The following is an 18,620-nucleotide window of genomic DNA, read 5'->3' as shown; positions in this document are numbered from 1 at the left end:
ATAATAAAGACTATGGAACTCTTAAAAAAATCCCTTCCTATTGCCCTTGTGTTATTTGTAGCAGTTGCCTCTATTTCTGCACAGGATACCAAACCACAAGTTACTTCTACCGATGTGAACCAAGAGAATCACGATGCAAAAGAGGGACAGGATAAAGAGTTATTCGAATACTACTATAAAACCCGCCCTGAAAATTTGCCACCTAATAAAGCAAAACTAGAATATAACTTGATTAAGACGCTAAAAAAAGAAATCATGAGCCGCGATTATTCTAAAGAATCAGTGGAAGCGATTAAAAAAATCGATGCTACGAATGTTCAATATGAAAGAGTGTATCGAGAAAGTAAATGGCTCCGTGGTTTTATGACACAAAACACGCATTTAAACTATTTAGAATATATGTACATCGTAAAACATGATAAATATATGTGTTTTGTGAGTTTTGATGTTAATCCTGAACTTTATTTGCAACAATCTCGTCAGTCTCAGTTGGTTTTTGCTTCGAAGGATAAATTCGAGATAGTAATCCCAAAACCCTAGTAAACAGGGTAACACCAACTAATACGAGTAAATAGATAAACCCGTATAAAAAATACTTTTCTAAGTTTTCCAAAAGAGGGAGTGATTCATCATTCCCTCTGATTTGCGAAATTGCCGTTTGTTTCCCAAAAATCCTAATTTCTTTTTTATAAACCTCAATCGTATCACCTAACCGAAGTCTTTTGTAGATAGAATAGGGAATCCGTTCCGTAATTTCGTATAACGAACCGTTACTCAGTCCAAAACTATAGTGACATTGGTAGGCAATGGGGAATTGGTTTTTGACACGTGAAAGTTCTTGGACAATCGCAAAACTTCTGTTTTTCTCAGTTGATAGAGTCAGAGTTTCAGATTTTAAGTAACTATTTTCAAAATGAACAATAGAATAGAGTAGAGAAATAACTATAAAAGATATAAAAACCGAATTGGAGATCCAAACCGAGATTTTTGGAGACATCTAGGACTTAGATGGCTCCTCAAATGACTTCAATGCATCCTCACGGTCATTATAAAATTGAAAAGCATTGGAAAGTCCTAACAAATGAAATACTTGGAGGATGGAACTAGTCACTCCTACGAGTGCCATCTCTTTATTTCTTTTTTGTAAGTTCATTTTTACATCTAAAATCATTCGAATTCCAAGACTCGATATGTATCTGAGCTCTGAAAAATCCAGAATCAGATGTTTTCTATCGGTTCCGACCATTTCATCTAAGATCGTTTGAGTGATTCGATCGAGTGGACCCGACTCCATACGACCTTTGATTTGGACGATGACGGTTCCATTGATGCGTTTTTGTTCTATTTCGTATGGTAAGTCTTGCATGGATTCCCCTCTCTTTAGCGGAACAATTACAAATAATTTCTCAGGCGATAAACGAATTGTCGCTTTGGCATAAGGTGGAAAAGGATAATGTCTTTCCGTAAGGGAATCGACGGCCAATCCACCGTTCATTTCAGAAATAACTTCCACTTGATCCAAAGCCCTGAAATCTGCCAAGGAAAACTCTGTTTCTCGGGACTTCACTCGAATTTCTCGAGAATAAACATGGAAAAACGGCTCATGTTTGGAAAAAGCTGCGAATTTTTTGGGAAAACAGGAGGTGATCCAACCTGTGGAACCGGCTCCTGTATAAACAAGGAGGCCTGAACATTTTTGTTCTTCTTTTTTCCCTTGGTAAGAAATCCAAAACCTTGAAGTGAGATCAGGACTATTGTTTCGGACAGAAAGTTCGCAAATGGCAGGAACTGTTTTGAGTTTGGTTCCATTAGGATATTGAATTTCAGTATCAAGAAGTGACCATGACTCTAATTTCGTTTGTTTGAAATTGTTTTTTGTTGCCTCTTTTAATTCTTCTGCGGTAAAACCGAGGAGGGCTCCAACTGAAGAATCAGGATCGGAATTACAGCCGATTAAATGAGTTTTGCCTGCTAAATGAGCCACATAAGTGAAGTGGTTATCACCGCCATGAGCCACGATCAAATCGTATTTGGTTCCATCCTCGGGGTCAAAGTTTTCTCGAAATACAAAGTCTGCGCTTGGAAATACTTGGGATTTTAGAAATTCTCGAGATTGTAATTGCCTTTCGTGTGATTCAAAAGTCCTTTCAAAGACTTCTGGATTTTGGCGTGCGACTTCTTTATAGGCTTGAATGGAGCCATAAGTTTCCAAATCCAATTCGTATTTGGTACGTTTGAATACCACTACGACCTTTTTATACTTGGGTGAAGTCATGAGTTTTGGAAGAAATTCCCATTTTCCTTAGGGAAATAAAGGTTTTTTTGCAAAAACTTCGTTTTTCTTAGGAAATTTGCAGAAAAATTGTATCCAAAATCAATTTAGTCTTGTACCAAATCATGTAGTTTTATAAATAATGTGTAACCGTTAAATGGTTTAGAGGAAAATCAAAGTATGGCAACAACTCCTACCCCAATGAAGAAGTCCGAAATGCTCAGTGAACTAGCTGAAATAACTGGTATGACCAAAAAGAACGTAGCTGCGTTCCTCGACTCCTTTGTTGATCTCGCGTATAAAGAAACTAAGAAAAACGGTGCATTCATCATTCCTGGTTTAGGAAAACTTGTTAAACGCAATCGTCCAAAACGTAAAGGAAGAAACCCTGCAACTGGTGAAGCGATCGTAATTCCTGCTAAAACTGTTGTTAAATTCACACTTTCTAAAACTTGTAAAGATGCAGTTGTGCCTCCAAAAAAATAATTTAGTTTGTGACCCCAGGAGGGTGTCCCCCTGGGCATTTTATGGATAAAAAACCTTATCCCTTTTTACCGTTTGAAGATTCTCTCGTAGGAGAGAAAATTCTACTTGTTTGGCAAGAAAGCCATCATTCAGAAAAAAATCTAAAAGACCATCTATTAAAAGCTCTGGATCTCACTGAAGACCAGATCATTTTCACACCCAATGCCATGAAACAAAAGTTAATGGTATCTTATCCAACAGAGATTCGTTCCCTCATCGAAAAGGGAGAATTTGGCAGCATCACCAACCTCTTGTTAGAGATTGCAAAAGGTAAATCAGAGTTAAATCCAACACCAGCACTAGACATTACATTTGAACTAATGGAATGGATTCTTATTGGGTTTGATTTGGACGATGTGCTTGTTGAAACTTTATCTGTATTATTTGGAACCAATCTAACAAATGACTTTGTGGATCAGGTGAGAGCGGAGTACATTAAGGAATTTCGCGGTTAAAGATTTTTGATTGCCTTAGGTATTTTGGTTGTCAAATATTGAACTTGGTTCAAATTTTGGAACAAATAAGAATTTTTGGATACGAATATGCAAACTCGGAATATTTATAAATGGGGATCTCCCGATGTAGAAGAAAAACTACCAGAACATACATTGAAATTTTTGGAAGGGCAGTTCCCTGTAGATAAAGAGTTTAAAGCTTCGTTCCCCAAAGGAGAACTCCCTCTTTCCACTTTAAAAAAATCAAAAATTACAACAGCGACTCTGGCTAAATTAAAACAAATTGTTGGTAAAGACAATGTTTCGTTAGATGATGCCTCTCGAGCAAAACATTCCATCGGTAAATTTTATACAGAAATATACAAAGCTAGATTCGGTGAAGTTACAGATGTTGTTGATGTAGTTGTATCACCAAAGTCGGAACAAGAAGTAACTGCTATCATTGCACTTGCCAATGCAGGTAAAATCCCTGTGATTCCTTTTGGAGCTGGATCCTCGGTCACAAAAGCATTACAAGCTCCAAAAGGCGGAATCTCTTTAGATTTATCTCGTTTGAATCGGATCCTTGAATTCAACGCAATTGATTCTACTGTTACTGTGGAAGCAGGAGTGTATGGCCCTGTTTTAGAAAAACACTTGAACGAACGTGGATATACTTGTGGTCACTTCCCTCAATCATTTGAGTTTTCCACAGTTGGTGGTTGGATCGCTGCCAAAGGAGCCGGGCAAGCTTCCACCGGTTATGGGAAAATGGAAGATATCCTCCTTAGTCTAACAGCGATTACACCTTCCGGTAAGTTTGAATCAAAAGCCTATCCTGCTGCATCCATCGGTCCCGATTTATTTCGTTTGTTTCTAGGAACAGAGGGAAGTTTTGGGGTCATTACCAAAGCCACTTTAAAGATTCGGAAATTTCATCCTGAAAATTCTGCCAAAGGATCTTTTATATTTAAAAACTTTGAAAAGGCTGTGGAAACAATGAGAGATGTGATGCAAGCCGGTTTTGGGAAACCACATTTCTTCCGTATCCAAGACCCAGAAGAAACAGACATTTCTTTTCATATGAGTGGGCTTCACGGTGGAAAAGAAGATTATTTCCTTCGATTCATTGGTTACAAACCAATGGAAAGATCTCTTATGCATATCATCGTTGATGGTGATCCGGCTTACGCAAAACAAGTTTTGAAGAAGATCAAAAAAATTGCAAAACGAAACGGTGGGTTCTCAACAGGTGAGTCTCCTGTAAACAAATGGTTACACCAAAGATATTCGAGTGCTTATCTTAGAGATTATTTAATGGATGAAGGGATTCGAATAGATACTTTAGAGACTGCTGTTAGTTGGTCAAACCTGCATGAGTTATGGGAAAAAACAAGAGCATATATTAAAAGTCATGAGAATACTTCTTGTATGGTTCATATATCCCATGCTTATGAAAACGGAGCCAATTTGTATTTTATTTTCTTAAGCCCAATCAATGGAAAAAATGAAATCACAGATTTTGTTAAATTTCACAAAGGAATCATAGACAGTATCCATAAACATGGAGGTTCATTGTCTCATCATCATGGGATTGGGCGTATGTTATCTCCATGGATGGAAGGGGAAGTGGGGAAAGAAGGTCTTAGAATTTTGTCCTCATTGAAAAAAACTTTCGATCCAAAAGGAATTATGAATCCAGGTGGACTCTTAGGACTTAAATAATGGGTGTTTCTGAAAGGAAAAAACGTGAGTTTGCACAAAGAGAATCAGATATTCTCAACTGTGCAATTGAACTATTTAGAACCAAACATCCATCTCTTGTTAAGATGGATGATATTGCAAAACAATTGGAGATAGGGAGGGGAACGATCTATCTCCACTTCAAAAGTAAAGATGATTTGATGGCAAGAATCCAGTATGAAGATTATGTACGTCTTCGTACACGTTTGGAAAAATCTTTTGATGAACCGTCTGCGATTGAAATGTCTAGAAAAGCAATCAGGGCTTACATCGATCATTGTTTGGGTGATCGCCATATGTATGTTGTTGCTAGGCAATGCGGAGTGAACTTAAACATTAATAACGTTTCTGAAGACATGCGTAAACTTTTAACGGATGAAAGAACCAACCGCCTAACACTTTTAGAAAAAATCTATAAACAGGCAAAACAAGAAAACTTAATTAATTCCCGAGGAACTTATCCCAACGTCGCAGTGGCTTGGGGTATGATTCGCGGTGCTGTGGAAGTGATTCTGGAAGGGCATTTTCAAAATGAAATTAAAAGTGAAAAAGCCTATTTAGAAACAATTGAACATGTATTATTTTATGGGCTGTTTTCTGGAAATAAAGGAGAGACCTGATGAAAAAGATGAAAGTGATTCTAAATCCTGTATCCGGCGGAGGTCTTTCTGCAAAAGTTTGGAAACGGGTGGAACCGGAGTTACAAAAAAAAGGAATCCCTTATGAATTTGAAGCCACAACCAAAGAGAAAGCCGCTCGTGACATTGCCAATGAATCCGTAAAACAAGGGTTTCATTGGATTGTTGGGATTGGTGGTGATGGAACATTTTCTAATATCATCAATGGACTTTTCGAAAACGGGAAATTAATCAATAAAAATGTTATCTTTAGTCCGATTCCTGCAGGAAGAGGAAACGATTTTATTAAAACTGTTAAAGTCCCGAAAAATCCAATCAAAGCACTGGAACAAATTCTGGAAGGCAAAGAAAGAATCATTGATTTGATTGCAGTCACTTACACCAAAGCTGACAAAACAAAGGGTAATTATCTATGTTTAAATTTGGCAGATGTTGGAATGGGTGGTGAAGTCGTTTATAAAGTCAATAGATCAAGGCTTGCTTCCATCATAGGTGGGAAAGGTGTTTTTTTATTGTACTCCTTTCTCTGTTTATTTACTTACACGAACAAAAAGATTTCTCTTACACTTTCTAAATTCGAAAAAATCACTAATAAATGTCGCCTTATTGTTTGTGCAAATGGCGAGTATGCTGGTGGAGGGATGTGGTTTGCGCCCAAAGCAAAGTTGGATGATGGGAAAATGGATTTTCTTGCAATTCAAGATGTAACAGTGATGGAAACCCTTAGGAAGTTTGGATATTTGTATCGGGGAAAATTGTCTGATGATTCAAAAGTCATCTCTAAACAAATCACTGAGTTAACTGCTGAGTCTGAGGAAGACGTTTTTATCGATGTGGATGGTGAAAATATGGGCCAACTTCCTGCCCATTTCAAAGTTTTACCAAAAGTGTTGCCTATCAAATGTTAATACCATGAAACAAATTACAAAAAATGAAAGTTCACGTCTAAAAAATTTAAAAGAAGAATATGATATCATTATCATCGGCGGTGGGATCACGGGAGCGAATGTTCTTTGGGATGCAACTCTCCGCGGATACAATTGTTTACTTGTAGAAAAAAATGATTATGCATCTGGAACGAGCCAAGCCACTTCTAAACTCATTCATGGTGGACTTAGGTACTTAAAGAATTTAGAATTTGGATTAGTTCGTGAATCACTTTCTGAAAGACGATACCTTGCAAAAATTTCTCCTCATGCAGTAAGACCTATGGGATTTATCATCCCAATTCGTTCCTGGTTCCAACGGATCCAATTATTTTTGGGAATGGAACTATACAATGCCCTTTCCTTTGATCGTAATGAGGAGATCGATGCCGATGTTCGATTGCCCAGGTACCGATGGAACTCTTTGGGAGAAACCATTTACAAAGTTTTAGGACTCGATAGAAAATCCTTGAAAGGGAGTTTTCAATACTACGACTATGCCAATCCCAATCCAGAAAAACATACAACGGAATTTATTTTATCCGCAAAGGAAAAGGGTGCTCATGCATTCAACTACCTGGCAGTCACTACCTTAAAAAAGCAAAATAGCGGTGGTTATACGGTTGGGTTAACAGATTCCCTTACAGGAAAAAAGGTTTTAGTTTCTACTAAGGTTGTTGTGAATTCAGCAGGTCCTTGGGCAGATGTGATCGAATCCATGACGGGTGTCACAGCAGAGAAAAAACTCGTTCGTTCCAAGGGGATCCATGCGGTAGTCAGAAACATTTGTGGAAATGAATGTGTCGTGTTATCCAAAAGAGATGGGTCTCATCTTTTTGTCATTCCATGGCGTGGTAAAACCATTGTAGGAACCACGGATACTGCTTACGACGATGATCCAGATGCGTTCAAAGTCAAACAATCCGAACTTGTAGATCTATTAGATGAAGTGAATTATAGTTTTGGTTTTGCAAAACTCACTTTAAAAGATGTGGATTATTATTACGGTGGCCTCCGTCCACTAGTGGAAGATCCAGGAAGTACGGAAGGGACTTATTCTGCTTCGAGAAAATCCGAAATCTTTCATTATGAAAAAGAAGGATTCCCTGGATTCTTCTCGGCGTTAGGTGGAAAATATACTACCAGTCGAGCCGTTGCAGAAAGTTTAGTGAATGCAATAGATATTTATTCCAAAGGGACTGAATCTCCTTGTGCCACCAAATTTACGCCACTACTAGGTGGACGATACCAAAGTTTAAAAGAACTAGTAAATGAATTACAATTTAAGTATCCAAAAGTTTCAGGTGTGAAGTTAGAAACATTGGCACGTCGTTATGGTAGCGGCTCTTGGAAGATTTTATCCTTGGAAGGTAAGGATTCTTACCGGATCCCTAATGGAGAGATCTATTATGAAGAAGAAGTTGAATCTATGGTAATCCATGAAGATATCTTTCATTTAACAGATTTTTATTTTAGAAGGTCTGGAGTTGGTACTGTAGGGACGCTTGATCCTTTAGAACGAACTAGGTTAGACAAAAAAATCGCAAAAACATTAGGTTGGAATGCAGATCGTTTGAAAGAAGAATCTAAGTTAGTTGATGAAAGATACAAATGGTATGTTGACTAGTGGCTAGAATTTCTATCGATATTCCAGAAAAACAAATTTATTCTACGGACTTAAGTGTTCGAATCTCGGATATTAATTTCGCAGGCCATCTTGCTCATGATGCCATATTGACCTTAACCCATGAATGCCGAGCCCGGTTTTTCCATTCGCATGGATGGACAGAAATCAATGTAGAAGGGAAGGGGATTGTGGTATCGGATGTGGCCATTGTTTATAAATCAGAGGCCTTTTTCCCAGATGATTTAATGATGCAACTTTTTGTGGACAATGTGTCCAAAAAATCTTTGGAAATGGTTTATGTGATTACCCATAAAAATGGGGGAAAAGAAATTGCGAGAGCCAAAACAGCCATTGTATTTTTTGATTATGCGGAAAGAAAACCCTGCCCCATCCCAGAGGTTTTTTTAAAAGTCCTTATTTGATTTTTGTTTGGATGAGTGAAACGATTTTACGTTCTTCTTCTTCATACTTTAATTTCTGAATCCCACCCAGTGGATTTCGTTTCACAGCCTGGTTCCATTTGGAAGATTCCAATTCTTCCCAAATGGAGATTCCCCATCTGCCATATTCATTCCGAATCCACTGCATAAGTTGGGTGAGAGTTTCTGTATTTTTATCCTTTCGTTTTTGGTAATTTAAAATGTAGTTTAATAGTTCCTCGATTCCTTTTCGTTTGGTAACCGAAGTTTTGAAGATAGGCGGAAGGGACTGGTCAGGAAGGATATCTTTGATGAATTCCAAAGTGGATTCTAACATATAATAACTAGAATTTGCCAAAGACTCTTCATCACATTTGTTGATGATAAATGCCTCTGGAACTTCCATAATCCCTGACTTCATAAATTGAACTTGATCACCACCTAGAGGTTGCATCACAAGAAAGGATAAATCGGAAATAAGAGAAACTGAAATTTCGTTTTGGCCTATTCCTACTGTTTCCACAAATACGTAATCGAAAATTCTTCTTAAGAAACGGATGACATGAAAGGTGTAAGGATTGAGTCCTCCCAGTTCCAATTGGGACGGTTGGGACCTAAAATAAATACGAGTGTCTCTTCTCGGAAGAGTGACTCTTGTTCGATCACCGAGAATGGACCCTCCACTGACGTTGGAAGAAGGGTCAATGGCAACAATAGCCATTTTTTTATTGGGTGCAAAATCTAAAAAAAGTTTACAAAGCTCGCCGAGTAACGAGGATTTGCCGGCACCTGGTGTTCCTGTGATCCCAATTGTAAGTCCTTCTTTGGAATCCGGATTCTGAATTGAAAGTTCATGGAATAAGGATTCACGAAATTCTAAATTTTTTTCCGTCTCAATTTTTGAAATGATTTTTGCAATTGGATACTTTTCGCCGAGTAGTGCCTCAGAAACCAGTTGGGATAATGATTCTTGGGTATCAATCAAGGGTGGTTGCCATTAAAAACATAAAATAAATTAGGGTAGTGGATCTTCCACTGTAGATTCGTAAAAATCCACAATGGAAGAAGGATAAAAGTAGAAACTGCTTTTCGTTCTTAAACGAGGGCAGGTTCGACAGATACAATGTCGATGATTTTTTCCATAATCGACATAAGATCATAGTCTTTTGGAGTGAAGATTTCTCGAATTCCCATTTTTTTCAGTTCATCAAAATCGGATTCAGGAATGATTCCGCCTATCACAACAGGGATTTTTGCCTTGTAGTGTGTTAGTTCATCAAACAACTGTTTTACGATTTCTTTGTGAGAACCAGAAAGAATAGAGAGTCCAATCACATTGGCATTTTCTTCCACTGCAGATTGTACGATTTCTTCAGGAGAGAGTCGAATCCCTGAATAAATCACATCAAAACCACTGTGTTTTGCAGAAACAGCAATCATTTCCGCACCATTGGAGTGACCATCAAGTCCTGGTTTTCCCACAACGATTTTTGGTCTATGTCCATTTGCCTTGGTAAAGGCTTCTACTTTTCCACGAACTGTAGAAACTTTATCGTCCGACAAAAAGAGTTTTTGTCCATCGACACCGGTTGGTGGGTTGTATTCCCCATACACTTCGCGAAGTGCGTCTGCCCATTCCCCTGTGGTGACGAGTGCTTTGGCACAAGCAATGGAGAATGGCATTAGGTTTTTTCCGTCTTTGGCAGCTTGTTTTAAGTCTTCTAATGACTTTTTAGCAAGATCGGCATTACGGCGAGATTTTGCTTCTCCAAGAACATTTAATGTTTGTTCTGCGGATTTCGGATCTACTTTGAAAATTCCACCATCAGAGTCAGTCATCAGTGGAGATTTGATTCCGTCAGTCCATTTGTTTTTACCAACGATCACAAGTTCATTGGAATTGATTTTAGAAAGTCTCTCTGTCTGTGATTTCACAAGTTGAGATTTCATATAACCATTTTCAATGGCAACGAGGGCTCCACCCATATCTACGATTTTTTGAATTTCAAGTTTTGCTTCTTCTTTGAGAGCCTTAACTTTGGATTCAATGACTTTGGATCCTTCGAAGATGTCTGGGTATTCCAAAAGGTCTGTTTCATAAGCAAGAACTTGTTGCAAACGAAGTGACCATTGTTGGTCCCAAGGTCTTGGTAAGGACAATGCTTCGTTCCAAGCAGGAAGTTGGAGGGCACGGCATCTTGCATTTCTAGAAAGTGTCACACCAAGAGACTCGATGAGAATTCTCCATGCATTGTTTTCTGGTTGTTCTTCCGTAAGTCCAAGAGAGTTTACCTGCACTCCATATCGGAACACTCGGTACTTAGCAGTTTTTACTTTGTAACGTTCTGTCGTGATCTCTTGCCACATCTCGGTGAAGGCGCGCATTTTGCACATCTCTTCTACAAAACGAATTCCAGCGTTTACAAAGAAGGAAATTCGACCCACACACTGCTCAAATTCGTCATCAGAAAAACAATTTCTTTCTTTGATGGCATCTAACACAGCAATGGCTGTGGCAAGTGCAAAGGAAAGTTCTTGAACAGGAGTTGCCCCAGCTTCTTGTAAATGGTAAGAACAAATGTTAGATGGGTTCCATTTTGGGATATTGTGTAAAGAATACTCATACATATCCACGATGATTTTCATGGAGTCTTTCGGAGGATAAATGTAAGTCCCTCTTGCTAAATATTCTTTGATGAGATCGTTTTGAGTGGTTCCGTTTAGTTTTTCTAGAGGAACACCACGTTCTTCTGCAAGGGCAACATATAGCGAAAGTAACCACATGGAAGTTCCATTGATGGTCATGGAAGTGTTCATCTCTTCAATCGGGATTTGGTCGAATAAAATGCGAAAGTCTTCCAGTGAATTGATAGGAACTCCCACCTTTCCGATTTCTGGACGTGATACTTCGTGGTCGGAACTATAACCACACTGGGTTGGGAGATCAAAGGCAATGGAAAGCCCTGTTTGGCCTTTAGAAAGGTTCTTTCTGTACAACTCATTGGAGGCTTTTGCATTCGTATGCCCAGCATAGGTCCTAAAAATCCATGGTTTGTCAGGTTTTCCCTGTCCATTCTCGTCCACGAGAAGGTATTCTTTTTTTTCGGCGGACATTATTTGCCTCGTTTTATAAATTCTATGTATAATTGAAAATCTTCTGGAATATTTTCACCTAAAAATTTATACAGGACTAGGCAATTTGAGCCTTTTCCAAGATGCGAGACCCAAAACCTTTTTCACCACTTCCTTTCTTTTTTAGCATCTTACTCTTAAGTTTGGGCTTTGCTCTGTTCTCTTATTTTAGACCTTTCCCTACAACAGAAACGGAATGGGAATTTTTGGCCAATATTAAGTCAGCCACGGAAGAGGGGGGACTTGTTTCCACCCGGGAACCTCTTGCCATCTGGTTTGTGGTGGCATGGAAAAAACTCTTTGGGATGAATTATATTCCATCCTTTCTTGTGTTAGCCGGACTTTTTTACAGCCTTTTCCTACATTTGTTTATGTTACTCCTTCGCTCCACAGAGTGGAAACGAAACCATTATCTTTTGGTTTATCTGGCCGCTTTTTTACCTTTTTCTTATGGATTTCCTACTTCCTATTTTACGGAAACACTTTGCCTTGTATTTTTACTTTTAGTTTTTTTGACCTTCCGGTTAGAAAAGATGACTGACCTTCTGATTTTTCCTACGTTTACGGCTCTTGCTTTCTTTTCTAGTTTCATCATGTTTTATTTGGGATTTACATTCTTTGTGATTTTTACGGGAATCCGTGGATCTAGGAAAGCTGCTCAAAAAACATCTGTGTTTTATAAAAAGAAAAATGTACCTTTTTTATTTTTATTAGGGTATCTTGGATTTTTTATCCTTTCTCTCATTTACTTTTCCTATTCAGATTTTTTTGGACAAAACTCCATTGGGTTTTTATTCAAAACGTGGTACTCATCAGCACTTCTGATTCTTTTGCCACTAGTTGTATTAGGGATCGGGCATATCTTATTAAAAACTGAAAAAGAACTAAACACCATCACCGCATCAGTTGTGGTGGTTCTTTCCATCGCGGTTTCCATTTATTTTATATTCAAAAATCTAAATGCTTCGGACAAAGAACCTTGGGAACTCCAATCCAAAAATCTAACCAAAGCTTTTGGCCAAGCTCTTATTTTAAAATCAGATCCTATCTATTTACCAAAAGAGTTTTCTTTTGCCTTTTATTTCCAAACGGGAACCAAAACCAAATACATGCGAGAAGAAACTGTTTCTGATAAATCGTTTTTGTATGTGGATGGAATTTGGAACCAAGACATCCAATTAGTCCAAAAATCTGGTCTTTTTCGAAGGAATTCGAGAGCTTTTGCAATTGTTCCCATCAGTGAAGATGATGTTCTCATCCAAAGAACCACAGCAGAAAAGATTCGAAATGAGAAGAGTTTAAATTTTATTGTAAAAAAAGTAGACGAGGCATGGCTTGAGATTCCCACCAAACGCCCATTTGATCTTTATACAGCTAGTTTACAGAAAAAATTTGGTTACTTAACTTTCTATTAAGAACTGTTAAAAACTTTTATGAACTAAAGTCTTTATAGTATCGTTTCACTTTGTTTACGTACTTTTGTGTTTCTTCGTAAGGAGGGATGCCTTTGTAACGTTTTACTGCACCGGGTCCTGCATTGTAAGCAGCAATTGCCTTTTCCGGATCTTTGAATTCTTTCATAAGCCCCTTTAGAAATTTTACCCCACCACCGATATTCTCTTCCGGATTGAAGGGATCATTCACTCCTAAAGATTCTGCAGTTTCCGGCATCAGTTGCATGAGACCCATAGCACCTTTCGGGGAAACTGCTTTTGGTTTGAATCCCGATTCTGCTTTGACCATCGCCTTCACTAGGTTAGGATCCATCCCTTGGGATTTTGCAATGGACTCAATGGTTTCCAAAATATCGTTGGATTTGGGCATTGCATTTGTTTGTTTGGAAGTAGGAGATTGAGATCCCGTTGTTTCTGGGAAGGGGAGGGAGATTTCCCCTGGTTTGGCATTTGTAATATTTGTAGGAAGGACTTCTTGTGTTCTCGACCGGTTCCATTCCTTCTCTAAAACATCAGGAAAGGAAACGAGAGATTTGGGGTTTTCTGAAAGTTTGGAAAGGGATTCCATCCGGTTCAAAACAGAAGTTACAGAAGGGATGTCCGTTAGTCTCACATCTTTAGGATCGACCAGGATGGGAAAAACTAAAGAAAAAAATATGTCTCATTAGCCCAAGGAAGGGTTGATGGACTGTAAATCTTTGAGGGAAAGCGGTTTTACTAGGTACCCCTTTACATTTTTGAATTCTTCTGACCGGGCTTTGTCCGTCGGGTCAATGGAAGAGGTCAGGATGTAGATCGGGAGTTTTGCATATTTGGGGTGTTTGCTGACAATTTCTAAAAATTCCCAACCGTCCATAACAGGCATATTTAAGTCCAAAAAGACCATATCGGGATCGGCAGAACCAGCTAGGAGTGCATTCCAGGCCTCTTCTCCGTTGTGGAATCCATGAATTTCATCTGCAAATGAAAATTTTTCCATCAATGTTTTGATGAGAAATGTTGTGATCATGTCATCTTCAACTAGGTATACCATACTTAATTGTTTCATAATTTGCGAATTGATCCGAGCGTATTTTCTCTGAAGAGAGAAAAGAAATCAAGAAATAATCCAACCTCAAAGTGTATGAGGGGATGTAAGAATTTCAGGACTTAGGATTTCCTTTAATTTTTTTTCTTCTAATAACCCAAGTTCCAAAACAATGGATTCTACAGACCGGTTTTCCGAAAGTGCCTTCTTTGCAACAAGGGTTGCATTTTCATATCCAATATAAGGATTGAGCGCTGTGGCAAGACCCGCTGATGTTTTGACTCGTGTCTCCAAAAGTTCCCTGTTGGCAGTAATTCCTTCAATACAATTCATTCTTAGTGTTTTACAACCTGCTGTTAGGTGTTCAATACTTTTGAAAAGGCTATGAGCAATGATGGGTTCAAATGCATTGAGTTGTAATTGTCCCGCTTCCGATGCCATGGTGATGGTGATATCGTTTCCGATTACTTCATAAGCGATTTGGTTCACAACTTCGGGAATGATAGGATTTACTTTTCCAGGCATAATGGAAGAACCAGCGGCCTTAGCAGGAAGATTGATTTCGTTAAACCCACCTTGTGGTCCACTCGATAGAAGTCGCAAATCATTACAAATTTTAGAAAGTTTTGTGGCAATTCGTTTGAGAACACCAGATAATTGGACAAAGGCTCCAGTGTCTTGGGTCGCCTCTATTAAGTTTGGTGCTGCTTCGAGACTGAGACCAGTGTCATTTGCTAAAATGTTAGTTACAATTTGTGAATAACGAATGTCTGTATTGATACCGGTACCTATGGCAGTAGCTCCCAAATTGATTTCACCAATCAGAGATGTTGCTTCTTTCAGTCTGCTGATATCTTCACCCAACATTACATCATAAGTAGAAAACTCCTGTCCCAAGGTCATAGGAACTGCATCTTGTAATTGGGTTCGACCAATTTTTAAAATACTTTGAAATTCATCCGATTTTTTGCGAAAAGCAAATTGGAGTTCATCCATAGCTGATAGTAGTCCCTTAATAGCGAATACTGCTGCAACTTTGAGTGATGTTGGATAAACATCATTTGTACTTTGAGACATGTTTACATCGTTTAACGGATGTAAGTGACTATAGTCCCCCTTTGGGAAACCTGACATTTCTAAAGCAATATTTGTGATCACTTCATTGGCATTCATATTGGTGGAAGTTCCTGCCCCACCTTGGATCACATCCACCACAAATTCGGAATGAAACTCACCTGCGAGGATCCGATCACAGGCATCCGAAATCATCTTTGTTTTTTCTTTAGAAAGTAATCCCAATTGTAAATTGGCTTTGGCGGAAGCCCGTTTGATATAGGCGAGGGCTCGCACTAGGTCGGGGTAGGTTCCAATGGTTTTTCCGGTAATGGGATAATTTTCCAAGGCTCTGAGAGTATGGATCCCCCAATAAACATCCGCGGGGAGATCTCGTTCCCCCAAAAGGTCGTGTTCTCGGCGCGTGGTTTGGTTCATAAGTTTTTAATTTCTCTTGGATAGGACGAAAGATACTCGACCAAATCCAAATGGGAAGAAGATTTATGTTGCCGATGTCTAAAATTAGATTTTCAGTTTTTGTTTCTATTTCCCTCCTTTGCCTTTTCCCAATTTTGGGAAAGGAAAAACAGCCAAATGGTGTTTCTTGCAAACAAAAGGAAGAAACCGTAAAAACCATCTTCCAGTTATTACCAGAATCGGAAAGGTCTTGTGTTGACATTGCCAAACTGGTTTTGACAGAAGAAGACGAAGATGGCGAAAAATTGGACAAAGAGTATGCCGACCTGTTTTTAAGAGTTTGTGAACTCAAACGGAAAAAACTTTCCTTAGAAGAAATTCGAGAGAATCTTGGGATTACAAAACAGTGTGTGATTGCGGTAAATGTATCGAAAAAGAATTGATTCCTAATTTGTTTGGATTAAGATTTTGGCAAGTTTTATGCTGAAATACACAATCGTTCTGGTTTCCTTTCTTTTGCCCGCAGTTCTTTTGCCTTGTGATCCTTTCCCACCAAAGACCTTAGCACCTATCGACCATTCGGCGAAAGACAAAAGTTTTAACGAATTTAAAACCAAGTTTCTAAAAATTCTGAAAACCAAAGATCGAAAAGCCTTAGAAGAGGTGATCGACAAAGATATTTATTTTTCCATTGGTGGTGGAGAAGGTAAAAAGGATTTTTTAAAATCGTTCCAACTAACAGAAAAACCTTCCACTTCTAATTTTTGGGAATTGATGGATGAGGTTGTGAAGTTGGGATTTCGTCAAAACAAAGAAGGCCAAATGGTAGCCCCTTATTTTTTTGAAACCTTCCCTGGTGATTATGATCCTTTCACACATTACCTCGTGATCGGAAAAAATGTAAATGTGAGAGAAGATGCCTCTAAAGAATCTAAGTCCATCACACAACTCAGTTACCAAATTGTTAGGGCAGAGGCAGATGATTTGGATGGAAGAAGGCTCGAAAAAGAAAGTAATTGTAATTGGAAAAAGATTTGTACGCCCCAAGGAAAACCTGGATATGTATGTGATCGATTCTTGCGTAGTCCTCTTGACTACAGGGCATTTTTTGAAAAAAAGAAAAACAATTGGTATCTCACTATCTTTATCGTAGGTGATTGATCCTAGTTAAATAGGTAATTTGATTTAGTTTTTTCTTGAATCACAAATCAGGATGCTTTAGATTTGGTGAAACCATCATCCAAGGAAACATTTATGTTAAAAAAAATACTTTTTGTTGCTTTAGCGATTTCGCTAACCAACTGCGTAATTCTAAATCCACTCGGTGCAACAATCGATCGTGAAAAAGGTTCGGAAGCTGCTTCACGAATTACAGATGCTGCCATCCAAGCGGATTTAGTGAGAGCTATCGTTCTTGTGGGTCGACCTGATATTACTTTGTTAAGTTTAGTGGCAGCAGACATTGCAAAAATTGAATCTGATAAATACTATGTTAAATCCGATGTAGATCAGTGTGTTTCTGACATCCAAGGTTTTAAAGGTGTGGTTCTTGGTCCAACAGTCGCAAATATCATCTCTTGCCAAGATTTGAAAACAGATGGTTACATCAGTGGGGATCCGCTTCCAAGTATCTAAATTTTTTATTTCCCTGCCTCTTTTTTTCTGAGGTAGGGAACTCTCCTTCCATCTTCTGGGTCATATTCACCAAACAAACAAGGAAGGTTTTATGATCTCTCTCAAACAAGTTTTAAAAATTACAACAACCGTCGGTCTCGTATCGGTAATGGCATTTGCTTTTGGAAATTGCCGAGGACATAAAGATTTCGAAAAACGGATTGAATGGGTGGCTTCTAAACTCACATCTAAACTAGATTTAGATGATGCCCAAAAAGCTAAATTGGAAACCATCAAAGCCGAACTCATCGCCAAACATAAGGAATCAAAACCAAAACATGAATCCTGGGCAAAAGAAATGGCGACCCAAATCCGCGCAGAAAAAATTGATACCAAACAATTGGATAAAATGAGTAACGAAAGAGAAGCTCGCCACTTAGAAATGCGCAAGTTTTTCCAATCCAAACTCGTTGAATTCCATGCGGTATTAAAACCGGAACAAAGGGAAAAATTTGCTGATCTAGTGGAACGTTTCGCAAGCCGCCACCAACCACCGGAAGAGTAAACAATGCCTGAGTTTGACTTCGAATCAGTAGTCAAAGAAACCAAATACTTGGTTTTAAAAACGGTCGGTGATACACTCATCGACCGTTTTGATGATGCAACAGAAGATGTGGTCCAGGAAGTTTATTTCCGGGCTTTTAAATCTTTAGAGAAGGGTGGTTTTGATGGAAGGTCCAAAATATCCACTTGGATTTATACCATTGCTCGTAACGAAGCCCTTCGTATGAATGAAAAACGATTGCGAGAAGAAGAAAAAGCAAAAAGATATTTAGTAAAAAACAAGGTTCAACTTTTGGGTGTACGAGATGAAGCTTCTTTCGAAAAAGAAGAATGGATTGAGTCCATGCTTTCTCAGATCCCTGAAGTTTACCGCCAAACTTTACGTTTGTATTTGTCTGGTAACACCATGGAAGAAATAGCAAAGGAACTTTCTGTTAAGGAAGGTACGGTAAAGTCACGTTTGTTCCGAACCAAAGAGTGGATCCGCAAACATATACCAGGAGGAAAAAATGAATTCCAAGAATCCTAAAAAATGGGAACAACTTTTGAATGATTCTGATTTTGAATTACGTTTGGTGCGAACTACCAAAAGAAGAATTCAGACCGAAAAAACAAAACGAAGAGTTTATGCCGGTGTGGTCGCGTCCGCTTTGGTGTTTTCTTTACTTTTTGTAAATGAGTTTGTCATCGAACCAAGGGAACTTACAACTAATGTTCATTACTTGGTTGATGAACTGAATTCAGAATTAATTGTGAGTTTGAGTATGGATTGACA

The 18,620-nt window shown here is 38.5% G+C and carries 22 protein-coding genes; 15 read left to right on the top strand and 7 right to left on the bottom strand.

Features of this window, described 5'->3' with window-relative positions; translation table 11 throughout:
- Positions 1-12: 12 nt before the first annotated feature.
- Positions 13-540, top strand: a complete 528-nt coding sequence (locus EHQ16_RS12195) for a hypothetical protein (protein ID WP_135631906.1) — start codon at positions 13-15, stop codon at positions 538-540.
- Here the strand turns inward: EHQ16_RS12195 and EHQ16_RS12190 are convergent.
- Both EHQ16_RS12190 and EHQ16_RS12185 read right to left on the bottom strand, forming a co-directional pair.
- Complete coding sequence (locus EHQ16_RS12190; RefSeq protein ID WP_135631907.1) at positions 449-997, bottom strand: hypothetical protein; 549 nt, start codon at positions 995-997, stop codon at positions 449-451. The two genes, EHQ16_RS12195 and EHQ16_RS12190, sit on opposite strands and share 92 nt — an antisense overlap.
- Positions 998-2,275, bottom strand: a complete 1,278-nt coding sequence (locus tag EHQ16_RS12185) for an STAS domain-containing protein (protein ID WP_135631908.1) — start codon at positions 2,273-2,275, stop codon at positions 998-1,000. It abuts the gene before it with no gap.
- Positions 2,276-2,452: 177 nt separating this feature from the next.
- On the opposite strand from EHQ16_RS12185, the gene EHQ16_RS12180 reads away from it, so the two are divergent.
- The 7 genes from EHQ16_RS12180 to EHQ16_RS12150 all read left to right on the top strand — a co-directional run bounded on the left by EHQ16_RS12180 (position 2,453) and on the right by EHQ16_RS12150 (position 8,587).
- On the top strand, positions 2,453-2,758 hold the full coding sequence (locus tag EHQ16_RS12180; protein ID WP_002975595.1) for an HU family DNA-binding protein: 306 nt from the start codon (positions 2,453-2,455) through the stop codon (positions 2,756-2,758).
- Positions 2,759-2,799: 41 nt separating this feature from the next.
- Positions 2,800-3,252 (top strand): VanZ family protein, encoded by a 453-nt coding sequence (locus EHQ16_RS12175; RefSeq protein WP_135631909.1) that lies wholly within the window; start codon positions 2,800-2,802, stop codon positions 3,250-3,252.
- Between the two features lie 87 nt (positions 3,253-3,339).
- Entirely contained in the window at positions 3,340-4,956 is a 1,617-nt protein-coding gene (locus EHQ16_RS12170) for an FAD-binding oxidoreductase (protein ID WP_135631910.1), read from the top strand.
- Positions 4,956-5,594 carry a TetR/AcrR family transcriptional regulator gene (locus EHQ16_RS12165; RefSeq protein WP_135631911.1) on the top strand — a complete coding sequence of 213 codons (639 nt, stop codon included), beginning with the start codon at positions 4,956-4,958 and terminating at the stop codon, positions 5,592-5,594. Before EHQ16_RS12170 ends, EHQ16_RS12165 begins: the two co-directional genes overlap by 1 nt.
- Positions 5,594-6,520, top strand: a complete 927-nt coding sequence (locus EHQ16_RS12160; protein ID WP_135631912.1) for a diacylglycerol/lipid kinase family protein — start codon at positions 5,594-5,596, stop codon at positions 6,518-6,520. Before EHQ16_RS12165 ends, EHQ16_RS12160 begins: the two co-directional genes overlap by 1 nt.
- Positions 6,521-6,524: 4 nt before the next feature.
- On the top strand, positions 6,525-8,165 hold the full coding sequence (locus tag EHQ16_RS12155) for a glycerol-3-phosphate dehydrogenase/oxidase (RefSeq protein WP_135631913.1): 1,641 nt from the start codon (positions 6,525-6,527) through the stop codon (positions 8,163-8,165).
- On the top strand, positions 8,165-8,587 hold the full coding sequence (locus EHQ16_RS12150) for an acyl-CoA thioesterase (protein WP_135631914.1): 423 nt from the start codon (positions 8,165-8,167) through the stop codon (positions 8,585-8,587). The genes EHQ16_RS12155 and EHQ16_RS12150 overlap by 1 nt, the downstream gene beginning before the upstream one ends.
- On the opposite strand, the gene EHQ16_RS12145 is transcribed toward EHQ16_RS12150, so the two are convergent.
- Both EHQ16_RS12145 and EHQ16_RS12140 read right to left on the bottom strand, forming a co-directional pair.
- Positions 8,580-9,569, bottom strand: coding sequence for a P-loop NTPase family protein (locus tag EHQ16_RS12145; RefSeq protein ID WP_135631915.1), 990 nt, complete (start codon positions 9,567-9,569; stop codon positions 8,580-8,582). The two genes, EHQ16_RS12150 and EHQ16_RS12145, sit on opposite strands and share 8 nt — an antisense overlap.
- A gap of 110 nt (positions 9,570-9,679) precedes the next feature.
- On the bottom strand, positions 9,680-11,698 hold the full coding sequence (locus EHQ16_RS12140) for a protein meaA (protein ID WP_135631916.1): 2,019 nt from the start codon (positions 11,696-11,698) through the stop codon (positions 9,680-9,682).
- Between the two features lie 101 nt (positions 11,699-11,799).
- Here EHQ16_RS12140 and EHQ16_RS12135 point away from each other — a divergent pair, with 101 nt between their 5' ends.
- Positions 11,800-13,131, top strand: coding sequence for a hypothetical protein (locus EHQ16_RS12135; protein WP_135631917.1), 1,332 nt, complete (start codon positions 11,800-11,802; stop codon positions 13,129-13,131).
- Positions 13,132-13,147: 16 nt separating this feature from the next.
- On the opposite strand, the gene EHQ16_RS12130 is transcribed toward EHQ16_RS12135, so the two are convergent.
- The 3 genes from EHQ16_RS12130 to EHQ16_RS12120 all read right to left on the bottom strand — a co-directional run bounded on the left by EHQ16_RS12130 (position 13,148) and on the right by EHQ16_RS12120 (position 15,688).
- The gene (locus EHQ16_RS12130) at positions 13,148-13,783 is read right to left on the bottom strand and encodes a lytic transglycosylase domain-containing protein (protein ID WP_135631918.1); all 636 of its coding nucleotides are present in this window, start codon (positions 13,781-13,783) and stop codon (positions 13,148-13,150) included.
- Positions 13,784-13,834: 51 nt separating this feature from the next.
- Entirely contained in the window at positions 13,835-14,218 is a 384-nt protein-coding gene (locus EHQ16_RS12125; protein ID WP_135631919.1) for a response regulator, read from the bottom strand.
- A 66-nt stretch (positions 14,219-14,284) separates the two neighbouring features.
- Positions 14,285-15,688, bottom strand: a complete 1,404-nt coding sequence (locus EHQ16_RS12120) for an aspartate ammonia-lyase (protein WP_135631920.1) — start codon at positions 15,686-15,688, stop codon at positions 14,285-14,287.
- A 65-nt stretch (positions 15,689-15,753) separates the two neighbouring features.
- On the opposite strand from EHQ16_RS12120, the gene EHQ16_RS12115 reads away from it, so the two are divergent.
- The 6 genes from EHQ16_RS12115 to EHQ16_RS12090 all read left to right on the top strand — a co-directional run bounded on the left by EHQ16_RS12115 (position 15,754) and on the right by EHQ16_RS12090 (position 18,618).
- Positions 15,754-16,110 carry a hypothetical protein gene (locus EHQ16_RS12115; protein WP_208742293.1) on the top strand — a complete coding sequence of 119 codons (357 nt, stop codon included), beginning with the start codon at positions 15,754-15,756 and terminating at the stop codon, positions 16,108-16,110.
- 37 nt (positions 16,111-16,147) lie between these two features.
- On the top strand, positions 16,148-16,828 hold the full coding sequence (locus EHQ16_RS12110; RefSeq protein ID WP_135631922.1) for an SH3 domain-containing protein: 681 nt from the start codon (positions 16,148-16,150) through the stop codon (positions 16,826-16,828).
- Between the two features lie 93 nt (positions 16,829-16,921).
- Positions 16,922-17,302, top strand: coding sequence for a TIGR04452 family lipoprotein (locus EHQ16_RS12105; RefSeq protein ID WP_135631923.1), 381 nt, complete (start codon positions 16,922-16,924; stop codon positions 17,300-17,302).
- A 91-nt stretch (positions 17,303-17,393) separates the two neighbouring features.
- The gene (locus EHQ16_RS12100; protein WP_135600999.1) at positions 17,394-17,846 is read left to right on the top strand and encodes a Spy/CpxP family protein refolding chaperone; all 453 of its coding nucleotides are present in this window, start codon (positions 17,394-17,396) and stop codon (positions 17,844-17,846) included.
- 3 nt (positions 17,847-17,849) lie between these two features.
- The gene (locus EHQ16_RS12095) at positions 17,850-18,374 is read left to right on the top strand and encodes an RNA polymerase sigma factor (RefSeq protein ID WP_135631924.1); all 525 of its coding nucleotides are present in this window, start codon (positions 17,850-17,852) and stop codon (positions 18,372-18,374) included.
- A complete protein-coding gene (locus EHQ16_RS12090) occupies positions 18,355-18,618 on the top strand; it encodes a hypothetical protein (protein WP_135631925.1) in 264 nt (87 codons plus the stop codon). The genes EHQ16_RS12095 and EHQ16_RS12090 overlap by 20 nt, the downstream gene beginning before the upstream one ends.
- Positions 18,619-18,620 lie beyond the last annotated feature (2 nt).

This window comes from Leptospira kanakyensis, assembly GCF_004769235.1.
GTDB classification, from domain to species: Bacteria; Spirochaetota; Leptospiria; order Leptospirales; family Leptospiraceae; genus Leptospira_A; species Leptospira_A kanakyensis.
This window is presented reverse-complemented; position numbering and strand designations above follow the sequence as displayed.